This is a genomic window from Massilia sp. Mn16-1_5 (assembly GCF_004798585.1).
GTDB lineage: Bacteria > Pseudomonadota > Gammaproteobacteria > Burkholderiales > Burkholderiaceae_D > Telluria.
Genome location: NZ_PPXQ01000009.1, coordinates 121,730 through 143,935 on the forward strand (window position 1 = coordinate 121,730; position 22,206 = coordinate 143,935).

At 64.8% G+C, this 22,206-nt stretch carries 15 protein-coding genes; 6 read left to right on the forward strand and 9 right to left on the reverse strand.

Annotated features, from left to right (window positions below):
- Window positions 1-59: 59 nt before the first annotated feature.
- From C2862_RS12545 to C2862_RS12555, 3 genes are read right to left on the reverse strand one after another with little or no spacing between them, the layout of a single operon-like run.
- Entirely contained in the window at window positions 60-524 is a 465-nt protein-coding gene (locus C2862_RS12545) for a hypothetical protein (RefSeq protein ID WP_136220467.1), read from the reverse strand.
- Window positions 521-4,651, reverse strand: a complete 4,131-nt coding sequence (locus tag C2862_RS12550) for a DEAD/DEAH box helicase (protein WP_136220468.1) — start codon at window positions 4,649-4,651, stop codon at window positions 521-523. Before C2862_RS12550 ends, C2862_RS12545 begins: the two co-directional genes overlap by 4 nt.
- The gene (locus C2862_RS12555; protein ID WP_136220469.1) at window positions 4,648-6,585 is read right to left on the reverse strand and encodes a S9 family peptidase; all 1,938 of its coding nucleotides are present in this window, start codon (window positions 6,583-6,585) and stop codon (window positions 4,648-4,650) included. Before C2862_RS12555 ends, C2862_RS12550 begins: the two co-directional genes overlap by 4 nt.
- A 121-nt stretch (window positions 6,586-6,706) precedes the next feature.
- Between C2862_RS12555 and hemE the strand changes: the two genes are divergently transcribed.
- Window positions 6,707-7,789 carry a uroporphyrinogen decarboxylase gene (hemE, locus tag C2862_RS12560; RefSeq protein WP_136220470.1) on the forward strand — a complete coding sequence of 361 codons (1,083 nt, stop codon included), beginning with the start codon at window positions 6,707-6,709 and terminating at the stop codon, window positions 7,787-7,789.
- Between the two features lie 565 nt (window positions 7,790-8,354).
- The gene (locus C2862_RS12565; protein WP_136220471.1) at window positions 8,355-10,361 is read left to right on the forward strand and encodes a primosomal protein N'; all 2,007 of its coding nucleotides are present in this window, start codon (window positions 8,355-8,357) and stop codon (window positions 10,359-10,361) included.
- A gap of 27 nt (window positions 10,362-10,388) precedes the next feature.
- On the opposite strand, the gene C2862_RS12570 is transcribed toward C2862_RS12565, so the two are convergent.
- Entirely contained in the window at window positions 10,389-11,255 is an 867-nt protein-coding gene (locus C2862_RS12570) for a hypothetical protein (protein ID WP_136220472.1), read from the reverse strand.
- A 144-nt stretch (window positions 11,256-11,399) separates the two neighbouring features.
- Between C2862_RS12570 and C2862_RS12575 the strand changes: the two genes are divergently transcribed.
- Window positions 11,400-12,839 (forward strand): dihydrolipoyl dehydrogenase, encoded by a 1,440-nt coding sequence (locus C2862_RS12575; RefSeq protein WP_136220473.1) that lies wholly within the window; start codon window positions 11,400-11,402, stop codon window positions 12,837-12,839.
- A gap of 183 nt (window positions 12,840-13,022) precedes the next feature.
- On the opposite strand, the gene C2862_RS12580 is transcribed toward C2862_RS12575, so the two are convergent.
- The 3 genes from C2862_RS12580 to modA all read right to left on the reverse strand — a co-directional run bounded on the left by C2862_RS12580 (window position 13,023) and on the right by modA (window position 15,038).
- Entirely contained in the window at window positions 13,023-13,508 is a 486-nt protein-coding gene (locus C2862_RS12580) for an SRPBCC family protein (RefSeq protein ID WP_136220474.1), read from the reverse strand.
- Window positions 13,509-13,572: 64 nt separating this feature from the next.
- The gene (gene modB, locus C2862_RS12585; protein WP_136220475.1) at window positions 13,573-14,271 is read right to left on the reverse strand and encodes a molybdate ABC transporter permease subunit; all 699 of its coding nucleotides are present in this window, start codon (window positions 14,269-14,271) and stop codon (window positions 13,573-13,575) included.
- Window positions 14,268-15,038, reverse strand: a complete 771-nt coding sequence (gene modA / locus C2862_RS12590) for a molybdate ABC transporter substrate-binding protein (RefSeq protein WP_136220476.1) — start codon at window positions 15,036-15,038, stop codon at window positions 14,268-14,270. The genes modB and modA overlap by 4 nt, the downstream gene beginning before the upstream one ends.
- A 69-nt stretch (window positions 15,039-15,107) precedes the next feature.
- On the opposite strand from modA, the gene C2862_RS12595 reads away from it, so the two are divergent.
- Together C2862_RS12595 and C2862_RS12600 are read left to right on the forward strand one after the other, a co-directional pair.
- Complete coding sequence (locus C2862_RS12595) at window positions 15,108-17,189, forward strand: UvrD-helicase domain-containing protein (RefSeq protein ID WP_136220477.1); 2,082 nt, start codon at window positions 15,108-15,110, stop codon at window positions 17,187-17,189.
- A 25-nt stretch (window positions 17,190-17,214) separates the two neighbouring features.
- The gene (locus C2862_RS12600) at window positions 17,215-17,421 is read left to right on the forward strand and encodes a SlyX family protein (protein WP_136220478.1); all 207 of its coding nucleotides are present in this window, start codon (window positions 17,215-17,217) and stop codon (window positions 17,419-17,421) included.
- Between the two features lie 141 nt (window positions 17,422-17,562).
- Here C2862_RS12600 and C2862_RS12605 read toward each other — a convergent pair whose 3' ends face one another.
- Together C2862_RS12605 and C2862_RS12610 are read right to left on the reverse strand one after the other, a co-directional pair.
- On the reverse strand, window positions 17,563-18,849 hold the full coding sequence (locus tag C2862_RS12605) for an FAD-dependent oxidoreductase (RefSeq protein ID WP_136220479.1): 1,287 nt from the start codon (window positions 18,847-18,849) through the stop codon (window positions 17,563-17,565).
- Between the two features lie 11 nt (window positions 18,850-18,860).
- The gene (locus tag C2862_RS12610; protein WP_229467405.1) at window positions 18,861-19,760 is read right to left on the reverse strand and encodes an alpha/beta hydrolase; all 900 of its coding nucleotides are present in this window, start codon (window positions 19,758-19,760) and stop codon (window positions 18,861-18,863) included.
- 220 nt (window positions 19,761-19,980) lie between these two features.
- Between C2862_RS12610 and C2862_RS12615 the strand changes: the two genes are divergently transcribed.
- On the forward strand, window positions 19,981-22,116 hold the full coding sequence (locus C2862_RS12615; RefSeq protein WP_229467406.1) for a M3 family metallopeptidase: 2,136 nt from the start codon (window positions 19,981-19,983) through the stop codon (window positions 22,114-22,116).
- Window positions 22,117-22,206 lie beyond the last annotated feature (90 nt).

A 22,206-nucleotide genomic window follows, 5' to 3' on the forward strand; every position in this document is an offset into this window, starting at 1 on the left:
GATGGAGATGTCGGGTAGCGGCGGCGCCCGTTCGAACGCGGCAGCGCGCCAGATTAGCATTATTCGCGCACGCTGCGCTGCCCCGGGTTTGTAACAAATGTTGGCCCCAGCGCGGCCAGCGCCGCCTGCGGGTCCAGCAATGCGGCCTCTTCCAGCACGCCGGCCGGCAGCCAGTCAGGGAAGGGCGTCTCGCTGTTTTCATGGTGGCCGCGCGCGCTGTGCTCCTGTTTTACGCGCGCCAGGCGGCCGGGTGCGAACGTGGGCGCGGCCGCCGCCAGCGCAGGCCACAAGCGCCGATGCACCAGCGTGATTTTATCGGCCACCAGGCGGCACACCAGGATGTCGGGATCCGCGCTCACCGCGTTCAGCACGGCGAAGATATGCTTGCCCTGCGGGTGGCTCCACCAGCTGCCGCGGATCGGCTCCCCTGCGATCGCGTGGGTCAGCGTCGGCACGGGCCCGCGCGCCGAGGCCAGCACGACGCCGTGCGCATGCACAAAGGCCAGCGCGTCCTGGGCGTTCAACGGCCGAGTCCCTGGTGCAGCATGGCCAGCATGTCGGTTGGCGACATGCGCGCCGACATATCTCCGCCCTCGAGCAGGCTGTCGGCCAAGTCGCGTTTATGATGGTGCAGCTCGACGATGCCTTCCTCGATCGTATGGCGCGCCACCAATCGATAGATCGTCACCGGGCGCTGCTGGCCCATGCGGTGCGCGCGGTCCGAGGCCTGGTCCTCGACCGCCGGGTTCCACCACGGGTCCATGTGGATCACGTAGTCGGCCGCCGTCAGGTTGATGCCGACGCCGCCGGCCTTGAGGCTGATGAGGAACAAATCGCCCTCTCCGGCCTGGAAGGCATCCACGCGTTTTTTCCGTTCCTGCATCGGCGTCGAGCCGTCCAGGTACTGATACCGGATGCCGCGCGCATCGAGGTGCTGGCGAATCAGCGACAGGTGGTCGACGAACTGGCTGAACACGAGCACCTTGTGGCGGTTCTCCAATAGACCGTCGAGCAGGTGCGCGAATGCCGCCAGCTTGCTGCTGGCGATGCCCAGGCCAGGCGCGACCAGCTCAGGATTGCAGCAGGCGCGGCGTAGTCTCATCATCTCGGCCAGGATCGCGATCGACTTCTGGCTTTGCGGCGCTTCCAGCGAGGCCAGTTTATCGAGCGCTTCACGGCGCAACGATTCGTACAGGGCCGTCTCTTCGCTGCTTAATTCCACCGGCAGCACGATCTCGGTTCGCGGCGGCAGCTCGGTCAGCACCTGACTCTTGGTACGGCGCAGGATGAAGGGTTGCGTCAGGCGTTTTAATCTCGCCCGCGCACCTGCTTCGGCGCGTTTGTCCTGCGCCTTCTCGATCGGGCCGGCAAAGCGCAACTGGAACTGGTCGGCCGTGCCGAGCAGGCCCGGATTGATGAAGCGGAACAGGTTCCACAACTCTCCCAAGTGGTTTTCCAGCGGCGTGCCGGTGGCCACCATCTTGAAGTCCCCTTGCAGCGCCATCACCGCCTGCGAACGCCGGGTCGCCGCATTTTTGAAAGCTTGGGCTTCGTCCATGACGATCGTGTGCCAGCGCTTTTTCGCGAACAGCGGCGCTTCCAGCTGCAACAGGCCGTAGCTGGCGACGACGACGTCGAACTTGTCGGCCTGCTCGAGCATCTCGGCGCGCTCTCCCGGCCCGAACAGCCTGATGTTCAGGGTGGGCGCAAAACGTGCCGCTTCCGCGATCCAGTTGGTGCAGACGGAAGTCGGCGCCACCACCAGCGTCGGTCCGTTCGGGGCGCGCAGCAGGATCAGGGCGAGCGCCTGCAGGGTTTTACCGAGCCCCATGTCGTCGGCCAGGCAGGCGCCCACGCCCCAATGGGCCAGGCGCGCCAGCCACTCGAAACCTTCGCGCTGATAATCGCGCAGTTCGGCCTGCAGGGTGGAGGGCAGCTGCGGTTCGTAGGCGGCGCTGTCCGCCATTTTTTTCAAATGCGTACGCCAGGCTTTATCCGCTTCGACGCCGCCGGCCCCCAAGGCCAGCTCTTCCAATGCGAAGCTGGCCAGCGGATGCACGCGCAGGGCTTCCTTACCGGCGTCGGTGTAGGCGGCCAGGTCCATCAGGCGCCGATGCAGCTCATTGGTGAGCGCCATGAACTGGTTGTCGCCCAGGGCCACGAAGCGGCCTTCGCTGTTTCTCACCTTGTCGAGCAGCTCGCGCAAATCCATCACGCGGTTCTCGTCGATGACAATCTCGCCGTTCGCCGCGAACCAGTCCTTGTCGCGCTTGATGTTGATGCGCACGGATTTCGAGTTCGCCTTGGCGCTGACGCGGAAGGGTTCGCCCTCGGGCCAGGCGATCACCACCTTGCTCGCATCGAGCTCCTGCAGTTCGCTCACCAGTTCCAGGCAGTGGATCGGCGCGCCGAGCAGCCATTCGTCGTGTTCTTCCTCGGCGCTTTCCAATGCATGGCAGGCGGCGATCAGCTGGCGCTCCGCCTCGCGTTCGGCGTTCAGGTCGCGCTTCGCTTCGGTACGCACGCCCTGGACGTCGGCGATCACGCGCTCCGCCCCGCTACCCGGCGCGTAATAGGCGCCGTCCGGCAGCGGACGCACCAGGATGCGCAGGCGCAGGCCCTGGTTGTAGGGCAGCAGGTGCACGTGCAGGCGCGGGTCGGCATCGATGCGCTCGATGTCGGCGCTGCTGGCGCCGATGTCCGACTGCACGGTGACGATCGAGGAGATCGCGCCGATCGCCTGCAGCACGCGCATCTCCGCCTCCAGCGGCACCACCAGCGCATCGCCGACGATGGCGCCGATGCGGCGGTGCTCGTCGCGGATGCGCACCACGCGCAGTCTCGTCGGGGTCTCGCGCGTGACGACGACTTCGCCGCTGTTGTCGCTCACCGGCGGACGCAGCGAGATCGTCACGTGCTCGCGCGCCGCCTTTACCAGCAGCTCCGGTTCGCCCGGCAGCAGCTCGACCCGGGTACCGGGCGCGTCGAACCAGAACAGCAATGGGTGGCCGATCAGGGCCGATAAAGCCTTGTCGAGGTCGAATTCATAGCGCAGGCCGCTACCGTAGTACTGGCGCGCGGCGCCGATGCTCGACACCGCCAGCAAATCCTGCGCAGTGAGGAAGTCGAGCGTGGCGGCATCCTCCGTCAGGCGTTTCAATCCGATCGGGCGGCCGCGGCTCCAGGCACCTTGCGCATCGCGCTTCTGTTCGCGCGGTTCGATTTCCTGCACGCCCAGCACCGGGTCGTAGCGGATTAGCCAGACGAGGCGCGATTCCTTCACCGCCTCGACGTTCACGGCCGGCTGCAGGTTGATCAGGGCATTCAGCTGGCGTTCCCAGGGCTGCTCGCGTTCGAACCAGTGGCTCATGTCGGTGAGGCGGTGGCGCTGGCGCAGCGCGATGGCGCGCTGCTCGTGGCCGATGCTTCCCAGCTGGCCGAGCACGCCCGCCAATGTCGCGCTGAGGAAATCGAAGCCTGCGCTTTCCGACAGGCTCAATGCTTCTTCCAGGCGTGTGCGCTGCTGCGCCAGCTGCGGCATGCCGAGCCACCAGTGCAGCAGCGCGCGGAAGGTGATCGGCTGCAGCGCCGTCTCCCAGTTCCGCGAGGGAAGCACCTCGGCATCGACGGTGCCGCCGCGGATCTGGCGCAGCATGCTCAGTTGTTGATAGACGGCCGTGTCGTGGCTCTGCACGGCGCGCGTGGCGCTGTCCAGATAGCTTTCGACGGCCTTCTGGTGCTTGGCATCGCCGCGGCGCAGCAGGGCCGCCACGTACAGGTGGCCGCCGATGCCGGCAAACACCTGCTTTCTCTTGCCCGTCTCGCGCCGCAGCTGTTTCAAGGCCGCGTCGAAACCGGCCAGCGCCTCGTCGAGGTGGTCGCGCAGCAGCAGCAGCGTGCTGCGGTAGAACAGGGCGATCGAATCGTCCATGTCCTGCAGCAGGGCGCCGGCGTCGTCCAGGCGGCCGCACAGGATCAGGTGTTCGGCCAGCGCGGTGCGCAGCGCCATCGAGGCGCCGCCTTGCGCCACGTGTTCCTCGGCATAGGCGCGCACCGCCGGCGCGCTCAGGGGCTCGCGCTGGACGTGGTCGATCAGTACCGCCAGCACCTCGTCGCGCAGGGCCGGGTTGATGCGCCCGATGAGCTCCGGCTCGAAGGGCCGTGCGCAGATTTCGACCAGCGGGTGCAGGTAGGCCGCCTCGTGGCAGCGCAGGCAGGCGGACAGCAGCGGCGCGATCGCCTTCGGACCGTCGCCGCCAACGAGGGCCATGCGCAGCAGGGCAAGTCCCTGGCGGTAGCTGCGCAGGACCGGATTGCCCTGCCAGTCGCGGCGCAGCGGATTGACGCTGTCGTAGACCGCGCGCACCTCGTCCAGGCGGCCTTCGCGCAGCACGGACTCGATCGCCGGCCACGCGGCGTTCGGCACGACAACGCTGCCACGCTGGGCAATCTCTGCGGCCAGGCCGCGTTCGCGCAGCTGGGCGAGCGTGGCCGTCAACTCGTCTTCGCCTGTAAATGCTTGCAGCAGCTCGAGGTGCTCGCGCAGGCGCGTGCGCCCGAGCGGCTCGCCGGCCAGCGCCAGCAGGCCGAGGATCAGTTTTTCACGCGCCGAGCAGGTGGCGAAGGCGTCAAGCAGTTCCGTACCGATCATGCAGCCAGGTTCTCTATCTCCAGCTGCGGCAAGCCTTCCGGCAGCGCGATGCCGAACACGCGCAGATAAAACGCCAGTTCCGCTTCCAGGGTGCGCACCACGCTCTCGGCTTTCCTGAAACCGTGGCCTTCGCCCTCCAGGGTCAGGTAGGCGACTGGTACGCCGCGCGCGCGCAGGGCGTTGACCATGGTTTCCGACTGCTGCGGCGGCACCACCTTGTCGTCCAGGCCCTGGAAGAAAATCATGGGGCGCTTCAGGGCATCGGTATGGTGGATCGGCGAGCGCGCCTGATAGACGGCTTGCGCCTGCGCTTTCGGGGCGATCAGGTATTCGTTGTAGTGCGATTCGAACTTGTGCGAATCCGCATCCAGTCCGGCCAGGTCCGACACGCCGTAGTAGCTGGCGCCGGCCTTGAACACGTCGTGGAAGGTCAGGGCGTTCAGGGTCGTCAGGCCGCCCGCGCTGCTGCCGCGGATCAGCAGGCGTTCGGGATCGACGGTGCCTTGTTCGGCCAGGTAGCGCGCACCGGCCACGCAATCCTCGACGTCGAGCACGCCCCACTGACCCTTCAACAGGTCGCGGTAGACGCGGCCGAAGCCGGAGCTGCCGCCGTAGTTCACGTCGAGCACGGCGAAGCCGCGGCTGGTCCAGAACTGGGTCGCCAGTTTTAATGTACTGGTCGCCATGCTGGTCGGGCCGCCGTGGCCGATCACGATCAAGGGCGGCAGCTCGCCGGCTGGCGCTTCGAATTGCGCGTTCGCCGGCGGGTAGTAGAAGGCGTACGCGCTGCGGCCGTTCGCGCTCGGGTAGCGGATGCTCTGTGGGACCGACAGGTTCTCGACAGGCGGCAGCTGCGCGATCGATTGCACCAAGACGGTGCGTTTTCCGGAGTGCGGGTCGATCAGGGCCAGCTCCAGCGCAATCGTCGGCGAGCCGGCCAGGACCAGCACCGCATCGGGCGACACGCGCAACTCCCGGATTTCCTGGTACGGCGTCTCGATCGGCGTAAGCAGGCAGCCGCGCGTGGACAGGCGCCCCAGGCGGCTGATGCCGTCCTCGATATAGGTGCAGATGATCTCGTCGCTGGAAATAAAACCGTACATCGAGCCGCCGAAGTTCCACTGCGGCCCGCCGAACTCCGCTTCGCGCGGGCACAGCGGATGGACGACGCCGTCCTCGAAGCGATACAGGTTCCACCAGCCGCTGCGGTCCGAGACGAAGTGCAGCAGGCCGTCGGGCGACCATTCGGGCTGGCAGATCGATTCGTCGATACCGCCCGCGATCAGGCGCCCGTCGACCAGGCTGCCGTCGGGGTTGACGTCGGCGACCCAGAGTTCCGTGCCCTGCCAGGGCATGCGCGGATGGTCCCAGCACAGCCAGGCCAGATGGCGTCCATCCGGGGACAGGCGCGGCGCCGCATAGAAATCGTTGCCGTCGACAAGGATGGACTCGACGCCGTCGAAGCCGACCGCGCAAATGGTATTGACGGGATACGCTTCGCCGGCCAGGTGGTCTTCGCGCACGGCGATCAAGCGATTGCGCGCGCGGTCCGGCACGAAGTCGGCATAGCGCACGGCTTCCTCGCGCGTGAAGCAGACGGGTTCGCCGCCTGGCTCGACCTGGTAGAGACGGTTATCGGCGAAGTGCGAGAACCAGACCGTGCCGCCATCGACCGCGTAGGCGCCGCCGCCGTACTCGTGCACGCGGGTGCGCACATTGAAGGGGCTGGGTGTCAGCTCGGCGCTCGCGCCCGCGCGCAATCTCTGCAGCGTGGTGCGGCCCGCTTCGCTGGCGCGTCCGGCCAGCCACAGCACGTCGTGACCGTCGAGGGCGATCTGCGAGAGCGGCACGGCGCCGGCCGCGACAACGGAAGCGCTGATCGGGGAAGTCCAGGTGCCGCAGGGAGCGGCCTGCTTGCGGATGGCGTCGGTCATGGTGGTGAATGTGCTATCGAAGGTGGACCTGCATTATAAGAGTTGGCCGGATCGGGCAGCGTTCGCAGCGGCCGCAATGGATGCGATAATAGCTCTCTTCCGACGTCCACTATTGTCAGCCATGCCACAATTTGCCCCGCTCAAGAACGACACCTTCCTGCGCGCGCTGCTGCGCCAGCCGACCGAGTACACGCCCGTCTGGCTGATGCGGCAGGCGGGGCGCTACCTGCCGGAATACCGCGCTACCCGCGCGCGCGCCGGTTCGTTCCTGGGCCTGGCAAAGAATCCGGACTACGCGACCGAGGTCACGCTGCAGCCGCTCGACCGCTATGCGCTGGACGCGTCGATCCTGTTCTCGGACATTTTGACCGTGCCCGATGCGATGGGCCTGGGTCTGTACTTCTCCGAGGGAGAAGGGCCGAAGTTCGAGCGTCCGCTGCGCACGGAAAGCGAAGTGATGGCGCTGCAGGTACCGGATATGGCATCGCTCGACTATGTCTTCAAGGCCGTCACGCAGATCCGCACCGAGATCAACGGCCGCGTGCCGCTGATCGGCTTTTCCGGCAGCCCGTGGACGCTGGCCTGCTACATGGTCGAAGGCCAGGGCTCGCGCGAATTCCACACCATCAAAAAGATGCTGTACGCGCGTCCGGACCTGATGCACCGGATTTTGGACATCAACGCGACCGCCGTCGCCCAGTACCTGAACGCCCAGATCGATGCCGGCGCCCAGGCCGTCATGGTCTTCGACTCCTGGGGCGGTGCGCTGGCCGATGGCGCCTACCAGGAATTCTCGCTGCGCTACATGGAGAAAGTCGTCAGCCAGCTCCAGCGCGAAAAGGATGGCGTGCGCATCCCGGCCATCGTCTTCACCAAGGGCGGCGGCATCTGGCTCGACGAGATGGCGAATATCGGCGCCGATGCGCTCGGCCTGGACTGGACCGTCAACCTGGGCCGTGCGCGCGCCCTGGTGGGCGAGCGCGTGGCCCTGCAGGGCAACCTGGATCCGGCCATCCTGTTTGCCTCGCCGGAGCAGATCCGCGCGGAAGTCGAGCGGTCCCTGACTGCCTATGGCACGCCGTCGCATGGCCACGGCCACGTCTTTAACCTGGGCCACGGCATTTCGCAATTCACGCCGCCGGAGTCCGTCACGGCGATGGTGGACGCCGTCCACGAATTCAGCCGCAAACAGCGTAGCGCCTGATCAAAATGCTGCGGCGCCACATTCGTGGCGCCCCGCGTCATGCACCACGGCAGAGCGCAATCTCACACTTGTTCACATGTGGCGAAACCGCCCCAATGAAACCTGTGGACATGTGAAGAACAAAGGCGGTAAACCATAAGTGGTTGAAATTGCTGGGTTTTATCTTCATTCCTCAGCACACATGACCATCTGGAAGCGAGTATTTCGAAGCAGAAATCGCAGCTTATCAGCCCTTGTTCACAAAGTTATTCACAGGCTGTTTAGCTCATCTGTGAAATTCTCTGCGTTGACAAGCACTTACGCACGGCATCGCAGACTCTTGTTTAAATCGTCACAGGCTCTATGCATTTACCATAAGCAAAAGAGCAGTTATACACAATCGTTGCACTGCGGTAAACGAGTTGCTGTGGACTACTTCGGTATCTGCAAGTCATTGAAACTAAATGGTTTATTTGGTCTTGTTTTTAGCTGATCCGTACATCATTTGACTTAACGTAAACTTCTCCACCGGTCAAGCAGTTCATTCTCCACAAAGTTTTCCACAGCTTTTATACAAGGTTCGGCATTGGCGCACTGCATCCTACGAATTGCACTCGATACGCCGCTCAACAGCGTGTTCGATTACGGCTGGCCGCATGAGGAGGGTACTGCGCCGCGAATCGGCCAGCTGGCATTGGTCAGTTTCGGGCGCCGCGAAGCCGTCGGCCTGATCGTCGACGTCGTCCAGGAAACCGATGTCCCGCCCGACAAGCTGAAGAACGCAATCGCCGTGCGCGACCAATTGACTCCCTTGTCGCCGCAATGGCTGGCACTGGCCGGCTTCGCCGCCGATTATTACCAGCGCCCGCTGGGCGAAGTGGCGCTGCCCGGCCTGCCCAAGAATCTGCGCGTGCCGAAGACGGTCGCGCTCGACCGCGCCCTGAAAAAACTGGGCAAATTGCCGCCGCCGGGTGATCCGAGCCCGCTGGGCATGCCACCCCTGAATCCGTCGCAGCAGGAAGCGGCGGATGCCATCGGCGGCGCGCATGGCTTCACGCCGCTGCTGCTGTACGGCGTCACCGGCAGCGGCAAGACCGAGGTGTATCTGCAGGCCTGCGCCCAGGTATTACAACGCGACCCGCAAGCGCAGATCCTGATCCTGGTCCCCGAGATCAACCTGACGCCTCAGCTGGAAGGGAATATCCGCGCGCGCTTCCCGGGCCTGATGCTGGCCACCCTGCATTCGAGCCTGTCCGAAGGCGAGCGCATGCTGCACTGGTTATCGGCCCACCAGGGCCAGGCGCGCATCGTGCTCGGCACGCGTCTAGCGATCCTGGCCTCGCTGCCGCATTTAAAACTGATCGTGATCGACGAGGAGCACGACCCCTCCTATAAACAGCAGGAGGGACTGCGCTATTCCGCACGCGACCTGGCTGTCTGGCGCGCGCACCAGCTGGGCATTCCGATCGTGCTCGGCTCCGCCACGCCGTCTCTGGAAAGCTGGCACCACGCCGGCACGGGCCGCTACCGCAAGCTGGAACTGCGCGAGCGCGCCGTGCGCGATGCCGTGCTGCCGACCGTGCGCCTGCTCGACATGGAGCGCGACAAGCCGAAGGAGGGTCTCACCGGTGGCCTGCTGGCGGCCTTGCGCGCTCGCCTGGAGCGCGGAGAACAATCGCTGCTGTTCCTGAACCGGCGCGGCTATGCACCCGTCATCACTTGCGAGTCCTGCGGCTGGATCAGCAACTGCACCCGCTGCACCTCCTTCATGGTGCTGCATAAACCCGAGCACCGGCTGCGCTGCCACCACTGCAGCCTCGAGCTGCGCATCCCGAGACATTGCCCGACCTGCGGCAACGTCGATTTGCAGCCCCTGGGACGCGGCACCCAGCGCTTCGAGGAAAACCTGCGCGCGATGTTCCCGCAGGCGCGCATCCTGCGCATCGACGCCGACTCCACGAGAAAGAAGGGCAGCGCCCAGGAAGCCTTCGACACCGTGCACCGGGGAGAGGTCGATATCCTGATCGGCACGCAGATGGTCGCCAAGGGCCACGATTTCAAAAAGCTGACTTTGGTGGGCATCCTGAATCCGGATACGGCCCTGTTCTCGCAGGATTATCGGGCCAGCGAGCGCCTGTTCGCCCAGCTGATGCAGGTGGCGGGAAGGGCAGGCCGTGCAGGCCTGGCCTCCGAGGTGCTGATCCAGACCCGCTACGCCCAGCATCCGCTGTACTCGGCCGTGGTGCGCCACGACTACGACCGCTTTGCCGGCACCTTGCTGGAAGAACGCCGGCAAGCCGCGCTGCCGCCCTACATGTACCAGGCCCTGCTGCGCGCGGAGGCGCCGGAACTGGCCACCGCGATCGCCTTCCTCGAGGAAGCCCGCGACATCCTGCCGACCGATGCCATTACGCTCAACGACCCGATTCCGATGACGATGACGCGCGTGCATAACGTCGACCGCGCCCAGCTGCTGGTCGAGTCGCCGTCGCGCCCGGCGCTGCAGGCGTTTTTAAAGGAGTGGTTATCTCTGCTGCGCGCCGTGAAGACGCGCGTGCGCTGGTCGCTGGAAGTGGACCCGCTCGACATTTAGCGCATGGCCTGACGCGCCGCGGCTATCCTACTCAAACAGGGCGCGCAGCTTTGCCATGAGACCGGACGCAGGTTGGCAGCGCACTGCCAGCGCCGCTGGGTCGCCGAAGAACACGGTCTTGGGATTGAATCCGAAGCGGGCTGCGGCATTGCCTGCCGCATCCTGGTCGGCCGGTTCCCACACGGCGCCCATGCCGTCTACTCCCATCTTTTCCAGATCCCGGCGGCGCAGGACCCAATAGTCGACCGCGGGACAGCTGCCGGCCGGTGCACTACGGTACTGGGCCGCATAACGATCGTAGGCGTCGTGATACGCGCTCGAGATCCCGACTGCCGCGTTGAACGCCCGCTCGGCCCGGTCGAGTGCCGCGACCTGCGCAGGTGCCGACGGGTCACCGGAGGCGGCGATCACCTGGTTCTTGTCGTTCGCGCTGAAGGTCAGCGGTTTGTCCTTGTAAGTGTAACTATAGGTCTTGCCATGGATGCCGATGAGCGAGCCTGGCAGGACGTCCTTGCTGCGCGCTGCGGTGAAGACATAGTTCGCACACGCCGAAAAGCAGCGGCCTGCCACGACCAGGCGCAGCTTGCGCTCCCTTGCCAGCTCGCCCAAGGCCATCGCCGCGCGCATGTCGCCGCCCTGAGAATCGATATACATCGTGTTGATGCGTGCGTTCTTGTCGAGGATGAGCCGGACCGAGGCCGTTACCTCGGGTGTCAGCAGACCGACGACGGCCATTCCTGCACCATTGCCCATGTCGGCCACGAGGCCGGCATTTGGCTCGAGCTTCGGGAAATACGAGGACAGCGGCGGGGCCATGGGAGCGGCAGCCTGGGCGAGCAAAGGAGTGGAAAGGAGTACGATCGCGTTGGTCAGGCTGGTTTTCTTGGCATGCATGTGCAATCTTCTTTCGTCGGTAGATGCCACCAGATTTTACCGGCGTACTCCCGCCGGAAAACTCTCGAATTGTTGCGTTGTAGCGGTAACCCGACATCGTCAAAAAAGGCGTATTGTCACGTCTGCGGACTTATAAGGAACAACATGAAGAAATTGCAAGTCGACGTCGCCGTGATCGGCACCGGCACCGCCGGCATGTCGGCCTACCGCGCAGCGCACGCGCAAGGCGCGCGTACCGTCGTCATCGAAAGCGGCCATTACGGCACCACCTGCGCGCGCGTCGGCTGCATGCCGAGTAAACTCCTGATTGCCGCCGCCGACGCCGCCCACATGCTCGACCTCGCGCCCGGCTTCGGCGTGCATCCGGGCGAAAAGCGCATCGACGGCCGCGCCGTGATGGAGCGCGTGCGCAAGGAACGCGACCGTTTCGTCGGCTTCGTGCTGGAGAGCGTCGAGAGTTTTCCGGAAACCGACCGCATCCGCGGCCACGCCCGCTTCACCGGCCCGCATACCCTGGTGGTCGACGAGCACACCGAGATCGAAGCGGCGCGGATCGTGATCGCCACTGGCTCCTCTCCGGTAGTCCTGCCGCAGCTGCAGGGTGTCGGGCCCGGCATCGTCACCAGCGACGACGTGTTTTATTGGGACGACCTGCCCTCATCGGTGGCCGTGATCGGCACCGGCGTGATCGGGCTGGAACTGGGCCAGGCGCTGACGCGGCTGGGCGTCAAAGTCAGCCTGTTCGCGCGCGGCGGCAGCATCGCCCAATTGACCGACCCGGAAGTGCTGCACGCGGCCACGCGTACCTTGAGCGCAGAACTCGACCTGCGCTTCCAGACCGAAGTCGTGCGCGCAGAGCAGCAGGGCGATGAGGTGCTGCTGACCACCCGCGATGCGCTCGGCAAGGAGACGAGCGAACGTTTTCAATATGTCCTGGTGGCCACCGGCCGCAGCCCGAACGTGCGCGGCATGGGGCTGGAGACGACGGGACTGGACTTGCTGCCGAACGGCGTGCCGGAATTCGACAGCCGCACCATGCAGTGCGGCTCCAGCCACATTTTTATCGCGGGCGACGCGAATAACGAATTGCCGCTGCTGGCCGAGGCGGCCGACCACGGCAAGATCGCCGGCGAGAACGCGGGCCGCTATCCGGACGTGCGTCCGGGGCTGCGCCGGGCCATGCTGGGCATCGCTTTTACGGAACCGAACATCGCCACGCTGGGTAAAAGTTATAAAACCCTGTGCGAAGGCGGGCGGCCGAAGTTCGCGATCGGCCAGGTCTCCTTCGAGAACCAGGGCCGCAGCCGGGTCATGTTGCAGAACAAGGGGATGCTGCGCGTGTATGCGGAGTACGGTTCTTGCCGCTTCCTGGGCGCCGAGATGATCGGCCCGCGCGGCGAACACATCGCGCACTTGCTGGCCTGGGCGGTGCAGGCGCACCTGACGGTGCCGCAGATGCTGGACATGCCGTTCTATCACCCCGTGATCGAGGAAGGCGTGCGCACGGCGCTGCGCGACCTGGCGGCGAACCTGGCGAAGGCGACCAATCACACCGATGCGGCGGATTCGGAGCCGGGGACCTGATGTTGTTGGCTTGTGCACATCGTAGGGTGGGCACTTGTAGTGAAGCCGTCATTGAGGCCATTGGCCTCAATGACCCCACGCGGACTCACGTTGCGCATCTCGGCGACGTTTGCCTCTGATCGAAGGGTGATACCGCGTGGGCACGAGTGCCCACCCTACAAGGGCAAATGCCAACGGCCACGCTTAATTCAGATAACTCGCATCCAGCTTGCCCGCCGCCGCCATCTCACGCACGATGCGCACGGTATCGATATCGGCCTCCTGGTACGCCGACTTCTTGAAATCCGCATACATCTGCGAGGCCGCATCCAGCGCTTCGCCCATGCCGTCGTCGTAGCGGAAGCGCACGTACAGCCGGCCTTCGGCGGGCGTTTCGATCGTCATGCTCAAGGTCGACGCGCTGATCTCGCCCTGGGCCGGTACCTCGTAACGCACTTCCTGCAGCGGCGTGAGGATGACCGTGTCCTCGACCACCAGGTCGCCGTAGCGCAGGCGGCGCTTGAAACTCCCGGCTTCGCAGGGGCCGATCTCAGCGTCGTCGAGGTGGGGCACGAACAGCTTCGGCGATTCCGCGCGGATCACGAGGCCGCGCCAGAGTTGCTCGCGCGTGATGGTGTCCATCAGCGGGTTGAGCAGGTCGTTAATTTCAATAAGGTGTTCGAATTTCATCGTGTCGTGCTCGTATCAGGTGGATGCGCTGGCGCCAAAGGGGCGATGGTAGCCGAAATGACGGCTAATTCGATAGCAGGATCGCATTCTGGCGGCGCTGCAGGAAGGCGATGCCGATCAGGATGGCAAACGAGATCGCCAGCAATACCAGTGCATATGCGTGCGCAGTCGCATAATTCAACTTCTGCGCTTCATCGTAGAGCGCGATCGACGCCACCCGGGTCTGACCGGGGATGTTCCCACCCAGCATCAGCACGACGCCAAATTCCCCCATCGTGTGCGCAAAGCTGAGCGACACACCAGTCAGGATCCCGTGTTTCGACAGCGGCAATACGATGGACCAGAAGGCCTGGCGGCGCGTCAGGCCCAGCGCCAGTGCCGATTGCACCAGCTCGCGCCCGACGCCGCGGAAGGCGGCCTGGAAAGGCTGCACGGCGAACGGCAGGCTGTACACGACGGAGCCGGCCACGAGACCTGCAAACGAAAACGGCAGCGGATGGCCGAACACGCTCATCCAGGCCGCCCCGACCGGCTGCTGCGGCGCCATCAGCATCAGCAAATAAAAGCCGATCACCGTGGGCGGCAGCACGATCGGCAGGCTGACCAGGGTCTCGACGAAGATGATGCCGCGCATCCTGCTGTTGTTGAGCCAATTCGCCAGCGGAATGCCGACGAGCAGCAGCACGACCGAGGTGACGGCGGCCAGGCGCAGGGTCAGGCCGATGGCGTCCCAGAGTTCGGGCGGGAACTGCCAATCCGTCATTCGGCGGCGCCCGCGGGCAGGCTGAAACCGTTGCGCGAAAGGATGGCGCGCGCCTCGGGCGAACCCAGGAAGCGGATAAAACCGACGGCGTGCGGGTTGGCGGCGCCGGCTTTGGTAACGATCGCGCCCTGCTCGATCGGCGCCAGGTCCTTGGTCGGCACGAGCGCGTAGCGGCCGACGCCCTTCAGCTTGGTCGAGTGCAGCGTCGCAAACGAAATGATGCCGGCCTGGGCGTTACCCGTCTGGACGAACTGGGCGGTTTGGGCGATGTTTTCGCCAATCACGAGTTTATTTTGCACCTTGTCCCACAGGCCATCGCGCACCAAGGCGGCCTTGGCCGCGCGCCCATAGGGCGCCGTCACCGGATTGGCGATCGCGAAGCGTTTTACGCGCTCGTCGCCGACAAGGGCGGCCAGGCCGCGGTTCGGATCCAGCTGCGGATCGAGCGACCACAGGGCGATGCGGCCGATGGCGTAGGGAACCAGGGTGTTGCCGTCGGCGGCGCCGAGCTTGGCCAGCTGGCGTGGGTAATCCATGTCGGCCGACAGGAAGACCTCGAAGGGGGCACCGTTGCGAATTTGTGCAAAAAAGTTGCCGGATGCGCCAAGGGAGACGGTGGGCTCGGCCTCAGGCGCCGTTTTCCGGTACGCGCTGACGAGTTCATCGATACAATAGCCGAGATCGCTGGCAGCGGCGACCAGCAGCGGGCGCGCCAGCGCCGGCATGGCAAACATCCCTGCCAGTAACAGAATTAGCAATTTTTTCATGCTGAACATTGTAGCGCGCGCACCGAGCCGGTTCGCTACAATGCTCGGCTGTCTTCAAGAACATTTCCCATGTCCAACGCACCAAAGTTCGGCCTGAACGGGCCGCAAAGCGAAGCCGTGCTCTACCTCGACGGCCCCTGCCTGGTGCTGGCCGGCGCCGGCTCGGGCAAGACGCGGGTGATCACGCAAAAGATCGCGTACATGATCGAGCACTGCGGCTACGATCCGCGCACGATCGCCGCGCTCACGTTCACGAACAAGGCCGCGCTCGAAATGCAGGAGCGTATCGGCAAGCTGCTGAAACAGCCGAAGCAGGCCAAGCAGCTGACCGTTTCTACCTTCCACTCGCTGGGCGTAAAAATCCTGCGCCAGGAGGCGGCCGGCGTCGGCCTGAAAGATAAATTCTCGATCATGGACAGCGACGATTGCTACACGATCGTCTCCAGCCTGGCCGTCACCACCGATAAACAGGAAGTGCGGCGCATCCAGAACATGATCTCGCTGTGGAAGAACGGCCTGGTCGATCCCGACGATGCCATCAACAACGCCAAGGACGAGGACGAAGCCCAGGCCGGCCGCATCTACCGCAGCTATGTCGCCACGCTACAGGCCTACCAGGCGGTCGACTTCGACGACCTGATCCGCCTGCCGGTGGAACTGTTCCGGAATAACGAGCCGATCCGCGACCGCTGGCAGAGACGACTGCGCTACCTCTTGATGGACGAGTACCAGGACACGAATACCTGCCAGTACGAACTCGTGAAACTGCTGGTGACGGGCCTCGGCAAGAAGCCGATGTTCACGGCGGTGGGCGACGACGACCAGGCGATCTACGCCTGGCGCGGCGCCTCGGTCGAAAACCTGAAAACCCTGCAGACCGACTTCCCGGACCTGCGCGTGATTAAACTCGAGCAGAATTATCGATCGACCACGCGCATCCTGCAGGCGGCGAACGCCGTCATCGGCAATAACCCGAAGCTGTTCGAAAAGTCGCTGTGGTCGGAGCACGGCCTGGGCGAGCCCATTAAAGTGCTGGGGATGCAGAGCGACGAGCAGGAAGCCGACCAGGTCGCGATCATGATCTCGGCCGACCATTTTCAACGCAAGAACAAGTGGACCGATTACGCGATCCTGTACCGCGGCAACCACCAGGCGCGCATCATCGAGCAGGCGCTGCGCAAGGAACGCATTCCGTACACGATGTCGGGCGGCCAGAGCTTCTTCGACAAGGCGGAGATCAAGGACATCATCGCCTACCTGCGCCTGATCGCCAACCAGGACGACGACCCGGCCTTCATTCGCGCCGTCACCACGCCCAAGCGCGGCGTCGGCATGGCCACGCTCGAGGTACTCGGGGAGGTGTCGAAGCAGTGGAATTGCTCGCTGTTCGAGGCGGCGAGTAAAGGCGGGCTGGAAGCGAAGCTGCAGGACCGCCAGCTGCATCCGCTGCGCGACTTCTGCCGCTTCATCGACGAGCTGGAAAGCCGCGCCACCCGCCCGGGACCATCGGGCAGCGGGGAAAATGCGGCCGAGGTGCTCGACGACATGATGAAGGAGATGAATTACGAGCACTACCTGTACGAGAACTTCGACGACCGCGCCGCGCAAGGCAAATGGCAGAACGTCATGGAGTTCTTGAACTGGCTGAAGGAACGCGGCAACGGCGGGCGCGATGGCACCGGCGAGGAAAAGAACCTGCTCGAACTGACGCAAATGGTGGCGCTGATGTCCATGCTCGAGGGACAAGACGAAGAGCAGGACGCGGTGCGCATGTCGACCCTGCACGCCTCGAAAGGACTGGAATATCCGCACGTGTTCCTGGTTGGCGTGGAAGAGGGCATCCTGCCCCATAAAGGCGACCCGGACGATCCGATCGAGAAGATCGCCGCGCGCATCCAGGAAGAGCGGCGCCTGATGTACGTCGGGATCACGCGCGCCCAGCGTTCGCTGCAGATCACCTGGTGCAAGAAGAGAAAGCGCGCCGGAGAATTGGTGCACTGCGATCCGTCGCGCTTCATCAAGGAGATGGCGCTGGACGAAGGCGATGCGCCACCGAAGGAATCGGAAATCATCAGCCCGAAGGACCGCCTGGCCAGTCTGAAGGCGCTGCTGAATACGCCGAAGCCGGATGCGGGCAAGCTGCTGTCATAATGGTCGTTTAATGCAGGGACACACCGTGGAACACGAAGACCGTTTTGTCGATATCGAAATCAAGCTGGCGCACATGGAAGACCTGGTCGACAGCTTGAATACGACCGTCTACCAGCAGGCGCGCCGCATCGACCAGCTCGAGGGCATCGTGCAGCAGCTGGCCGAACACGTGCGCACGCTGCGCGAAACCGGCCAGGTGATGCCGGCGAACGAGCGGCCGCCGCATTATTGATCGTGCGCTTGCGTCATTGTGAATCTGCGGCGGCGCACCGTAGGGTGGGCATTTATGCCCACGCGGTATGGCACGGTTGATTGGTCGAACAATGCGCCGCAGGGTTTCAACCGGTGGACCGCGTGGGCATGAATGCCCACCCTACGTCGCTACATGTTCCCCTAATCTCTTACCGAGACACAGCAAGGTCAAGGTCGGCGGCAATCCCCACGGCTCCGGAATCACCGACGCATCGCACACAAACAACCCCTTCGTGGACGTCTGCAAGTCCGCATCCACCCCTGCGCCAATGCGCACGCTCCCGCCCGGATGCGCCGCGAAATGCCACGATTTGAAGATGTGATGGGCCCCGGCTTCGCGCAGGATGGCTTTCGCCAGCCCGACCCCATGCGCCAGTTTCTTGCGGTCGCCCGCCGACAGCGTTTTATCGACCCAGCGCGGGCCGACACTGCCGCCGATATCGTCGCGAATCTTGACCATCATCGACAGGGTGCGGTGGTGCGCAAGCAGCCGGTCGACCCGGCCGACCTGCATGGCGAATGCCGCATACATCGGCTGCGGCAGGGTCAGGTCGGCCAGCGCCACACCCTCGTCCTGCAGGTGCAGCCCGGCCGCCATCGGCACCTCGGCGCCGCCCTCGATGTCGTCGACGGTGCCCATCACCGCCACCACCGGGTCGCTGAAGAAGGGAGCATGACGCGGCCCCAGGCCCGACTGGTGCAGTAGGCGCGGGCTGCCCAGGCCGCCGCCGGCCAGCACGACAATGGGGGCGGCGACGGTATGCAACTGCTTCCCATGTTCGAACTCGACGCCCGCCGCGTGCCCGTCCTGCACCAGCACACGCAGCACGCGCGCGTGGTCGAGCAGCTGGGCACCGTGGCGGCAAGCCTCGTCGATAAAATCGCGCGCCGTCCACTTGGCGCCGAAGGGGCAGCCGTACACGCAGCGCCAGCAGCCGCTGCGGCAGCTCTCGGGCCGGATCATCTTGTCGAGCTTGCGCCAATCCAGCGAGAGCGAACGCGCGGCCGTCATCATGCGCGCCGCCATCGGACCGACGAGCGTATCGGGCAGCGGCGCCAGCGGCAGCTCGACGCGCAGTTCGGCCAGGGGCGCGGACAGGTCGATGCCGTAACGGGCGAACAGGGCCTGCGGCGGCGCGGCGGCCGTCGCGAAATTGACCGCCGAGCTGCCGCCAAGCGTGGTGCCGGACACCAGCAGCGAAGCGTCGCGATGCAGGAACGCGCCCTTGCCGGGCACCGCTGCCATCGCGGCCATTTGGGTGACGGTGCCGGTCAGGGGCACGGCGCCGCCCTGTTCCAGCACCAGCACGCGCAGGCCGCGCCGCGCCAGTTCGCGCGCCGTGCTGGCGCCGCCCGGGCCGCTGCCGGCGACGATGGCGTCATACGAGGAGCGCAGTGCAGGAGGCATGGCGAGGAAGCTTACTTTTTCGTCGGCAGCACGGCCCGCAAGCCGTGGGTGAGCACGAGCGGGAACACGCTCGCATGGTCCTCGTCGGCGAACACCTTCACTTGCGTGCGCAGGTTCGGATAGCGCTGCGCCTTCAGGGCCTTATCGAAATCGCGCAAGTCGGCCACCATGTCGGCGTTCTCTTCGTCGCGCGCGCGCTTCTTGCCGGGGGCGAGCCCTTCCCGGGAACCGATGCCGAAGAAGACGTTGGCCTGCAGGTCGCGGTGCCGTTCGCCGTAGACCTCGAGCCGGTTGAACATCACGCCGCCGTCGTACCACAGCGAAGGACTGCCGAGGATGTAGTACTCGAAGGTGCGCGGCTTGTCGAACAGGATCTGCAGGCCCAGCAGGCTGCCATAGGAATGCCCGACGAAGAACTTGCGTTTCATGTCGGCGCGGTAGTGCTTTGCGATCAGCGGCAGCACCTGGTCCGTCAGGAAGCGCGCGTAGGCCGGCGCCTCGCCGAGGGCGAGCGGGCGGCCCGGCATGTCCGAGCGATAGTCGTGCTTGCGTGGCACCGTGGGGGTGTAGTCGCGGCGGCGGCTGTACACGCCCGTGTCTCCCTTCGCATACGACAGGCCGACCACGATCGTCTCTTCCATGCCGGCGTGCTTGGTCAGCCTTTGGGTGATGCTGCGCACCAGCGGGAAGGCGTAGTTCGCGTCCGTCACGAATAGCACCGGATAGCTGCGCGTGCCCTCGCGGTAGGAGTCGGGCAGCGCCACGAACACCTGGTAGTCGCGTTTCAGGGCAGTGGCGCGCAGGTCGCGCACTTCGGTGTTCTCGAGCGTATAAGGCGGTGCGGTTTGCGCCGCGGCCGGTACCGATGCAGCAGCGGCCATGAAGAAGAGGGCAAGGACGGTCGTTTTCAAATGCTCGCTCCGGCGATAGGCAATCAAATGCAATCTGTTGATTTTACGGCAATTCGCGTGCCGCGCATGCGCGCATCCGGCATCCAGCCCGCAAGCGTACCACCCCGCTTTGTATCTGTAATGTTTCAGCCGCCGACGCGACAATAAGCCTGCTATGATCTCCGGCGCACCTGTCGGCGGCGATCCCGCGGGCAGCCTTTTCGAGTTCGTGAGAGAGACCATGACACGCCCACAAATGCTCATCATCGCAGCCAGCCTGGCCTTTGCCGGTACCGCCTTTGCAGCCCAGCCCGCACCAGGCGCCGTGCTGGACGCCTCCAATCCTTTTGCCAAGCCGAGCGCGTTGCCGTTCAATTACCCGGCCTTCGACAAGATCAAGGACGAGCACTTCCTGCCGGCCTATGCCGCCGGCATGCGCGAGCAGCTGCGCGAAGTCGCCGGCATCGCCAACAATCTGAAGGCGCCGACTTTCGAGAACACCATCGTCGCGATGGAGCGCTCGGGCCAGATGTTGTCTCGCGTGTCGGCCGTGTTCTCGAACCTGCAGACCGCGAATACCAATGACCGCCTGGACGCCGTCGACCGCGAAATGTCGCCCAAGCTGGCCGCCCACAACGATGCGATCTACCTGAATCCGAAGCTGTTCAAACGGGTCGAGACCCTGCACGCCAAGCGCGATAAATTGGGCCTGGATGCGGAAGCGAAGTTCCTGCTCGAGCGCTACTACAAGGAATTCGTGCGCGCCGGCGCCAAGCTGTCCGCCGCCGACAAGGAAAAGCTGAAAGCCTACAACGGCCAGATCGCCTCGTTGCAATCGGAATTCTCGCAGCGCGTGCTGAAGGAAGCGAACGCCTCGGCGCTGGTGCTGAATACCCGCGACGAGCTGGCCGGCCTGTCGGAGGCCGAGATCACGGCCGCTGCCGGCGAAGCGAAGAAGCGCGGCCTGGACGGCAAGTACGTGATCACCATCGCCAACACCACGATCCAGGCGCCGCTCGCGAGCCTGACGAACCGCTCGGTGCGGGAACGCCTGCAGGCGGCCTCGATGAACCGCGGTTCGCGCGGTGGCGAGTTCGACACGCGCGAGCTGGTACTGAAACTGGCGAAGCTGCGCGCCGAACGCGCGACCCTGCTCGGCTACCCGAACTACGCGGCCTATTCGCAGGAACTGGAAACGGCGCAGAACCCGGCCGCCGTGAACAAGCTGCTGGCGGAACTGGCCAAGCCGGCCGTGAACAACGCTCGACGCGAAGCGGGCGAGATCCAGAAGATCATCGACGCCCAGAAGGGCGGCTTCCAGGTCGCGGCCCACGACTGGGCCTTCTATACCGACAAGGTGCGCGCCGCCCAGTACAACTTCGACGAAAACCAGCTGCGCCCGTACTTCGAACTGAACAACGTGCTGGTCAACGGCGTGTTCTTCGCCGCGACCAAGGAATTCGGCATCACCTTCAAGGAACGCAAGGACCTGCCGGTGTACGATCCGGACGTGCGCACCTTCGACGTGATCGACGCCGACGGCAAGCAGCTCGCCATCTTCATCTTCGACCCGTATGCGCGCGCCAACAAGCAGGGCGGCGCCTGGATGAACGAATACGTGTCGCAGTCGCACCTGCTGGGCCGTCACCCGGTGGTCGGCAACCACCTGAACATCCCGAAGCCGCCCGCCGGCGAGCCGACCCTGATGACCTACGACGAAGTGCGCACCGCCTTCCACGAATTCGGCCACGCGCTGCACGGCATGTTCTCGAACGTGAAGTACCCGCACTTCTCGGGCACCAACGTGCCGCGCGACTTCGTCGAGTATCCGTCGCAGGTCAACGAGATGTGGGCGATCTGGCCGGAAGTGCTGGCCAACTACGCCAAGCACTACAAGACCGGCGAAGCGATGCCGAAGGCGCTGCTGGATAAAGTGGTCGCCTCGAAGAAATTCAACATGGGCTTCGTGACCACCGAGTACCTGGCGGCCTCGCTGCTGGACCAGCGCTGGCACCAGCTGACGCCAAGCCAGATCCCGACCGACGTGCTGGCCTTCGAGGCCAAGTCGCTCAAGGATGCCGGCGTCGACTTCGCCCCGGTGCCGCCGCGCTACCGTTCGACCTATTTCTCGCACTCGATGAACGGCGGCTACTCGGCCGGCTACTACGCCTACCTGTGGAGCGAAAAGCTCGACGCCGACACGGTCGAGTGGTTCAAGGAAAACGGAGGATTGTCGCGCAAGAACGGCGACCACTTCCGCAAGACCCTGCTCTCGCGCGGCGGCACCACCGAGGCGATGAACCTGTTCCGCGATTTCCGCGGCCGCGATCCGATCATCGAGCCGCTGCTCGAGCGCCGCGGCTTGACGGCGAATTGATAGCCGGCGCGAGCTGCGGTCCGCGCCAACAATGTTCGTCGTTCACGCGCGGGCATGCCCGCCCTACGAATAGCGGTTTACCGTAGGGCG

Coding starts and splice junctions, on each gene's coding strand:
- C2862_RS12550 (WP_136220468.1), bottom strand. CDS start 4,651: ATGATCGGTACGGAACTGCTTGACGCCTTCGCCACCTGCTCGGCGCGT.
- C2862_RS12555 (WP_136220469.1), bottom strand. CDS start 6,585: ATGACCGACGCCATCCGCAAGCAGGCCGCTCCCTGCGGCACCTGGACT.
- hemE (WP_136220470.1), top strand. CDS start 6,707: ATGCCACAATTTGCCCCGCTCAAGAACGACACCTTCCTGCGCGCGCTG.
- C2862_RS12570 (WP_136220472.1), bottom strand. CDS start 11,255: ATGCATGCCAAGAAAACCAGCCTGACCAACGCGATCGTACTCCTTTCC.
- C2862_RS12575 (WP_136220473.1), top strand. CDS start 11,400: ATGAAGAAATTGCAAGTCGACGTCGCCGTGATCGGCACCGGCACCGCC.
- C2862_RS12580 (WP_136220474.1), bottom strand. CDS start 13,508: ATGAAATTCGAACACCTTATTGAAATTAACGACCTGCTCAACCCGCTG.
- modB (WP_136220475.1), bottom strand. CDS start 14,271: ATGACGGATTGGCAGTTCCCGCCCGAACTCTGGGACGCCATCGGCCTG.
- modA (WP_136220476.1), bottom strand. CDS start 15,038: ATGAAAAAATTGCTAATTCTGTTACTGGCAGGGATGTTTGCCATGCCG.
- C2862_RS12595 (WP_136220477.1), top strand. CDS start 15,108: ATGTCCAACGCACCAAAGTTCGGCCTGAACGGGCCGCAAAGCGAAGCC.
- C2862_RS12605 (WP_136220479.1), bottom strand. CDS start 18,849: ATGCCTCCTGCACTGCGCTCCTCGTATGACGCCATCGTCGCCGGCAGC.
- C2862_RS12615 (WP_229467406.1), top strand. CDS start 19,981: ATGACACGCCCACAAATGCTCATCATCGCAGCCAGCCTGGCCTTTGCC.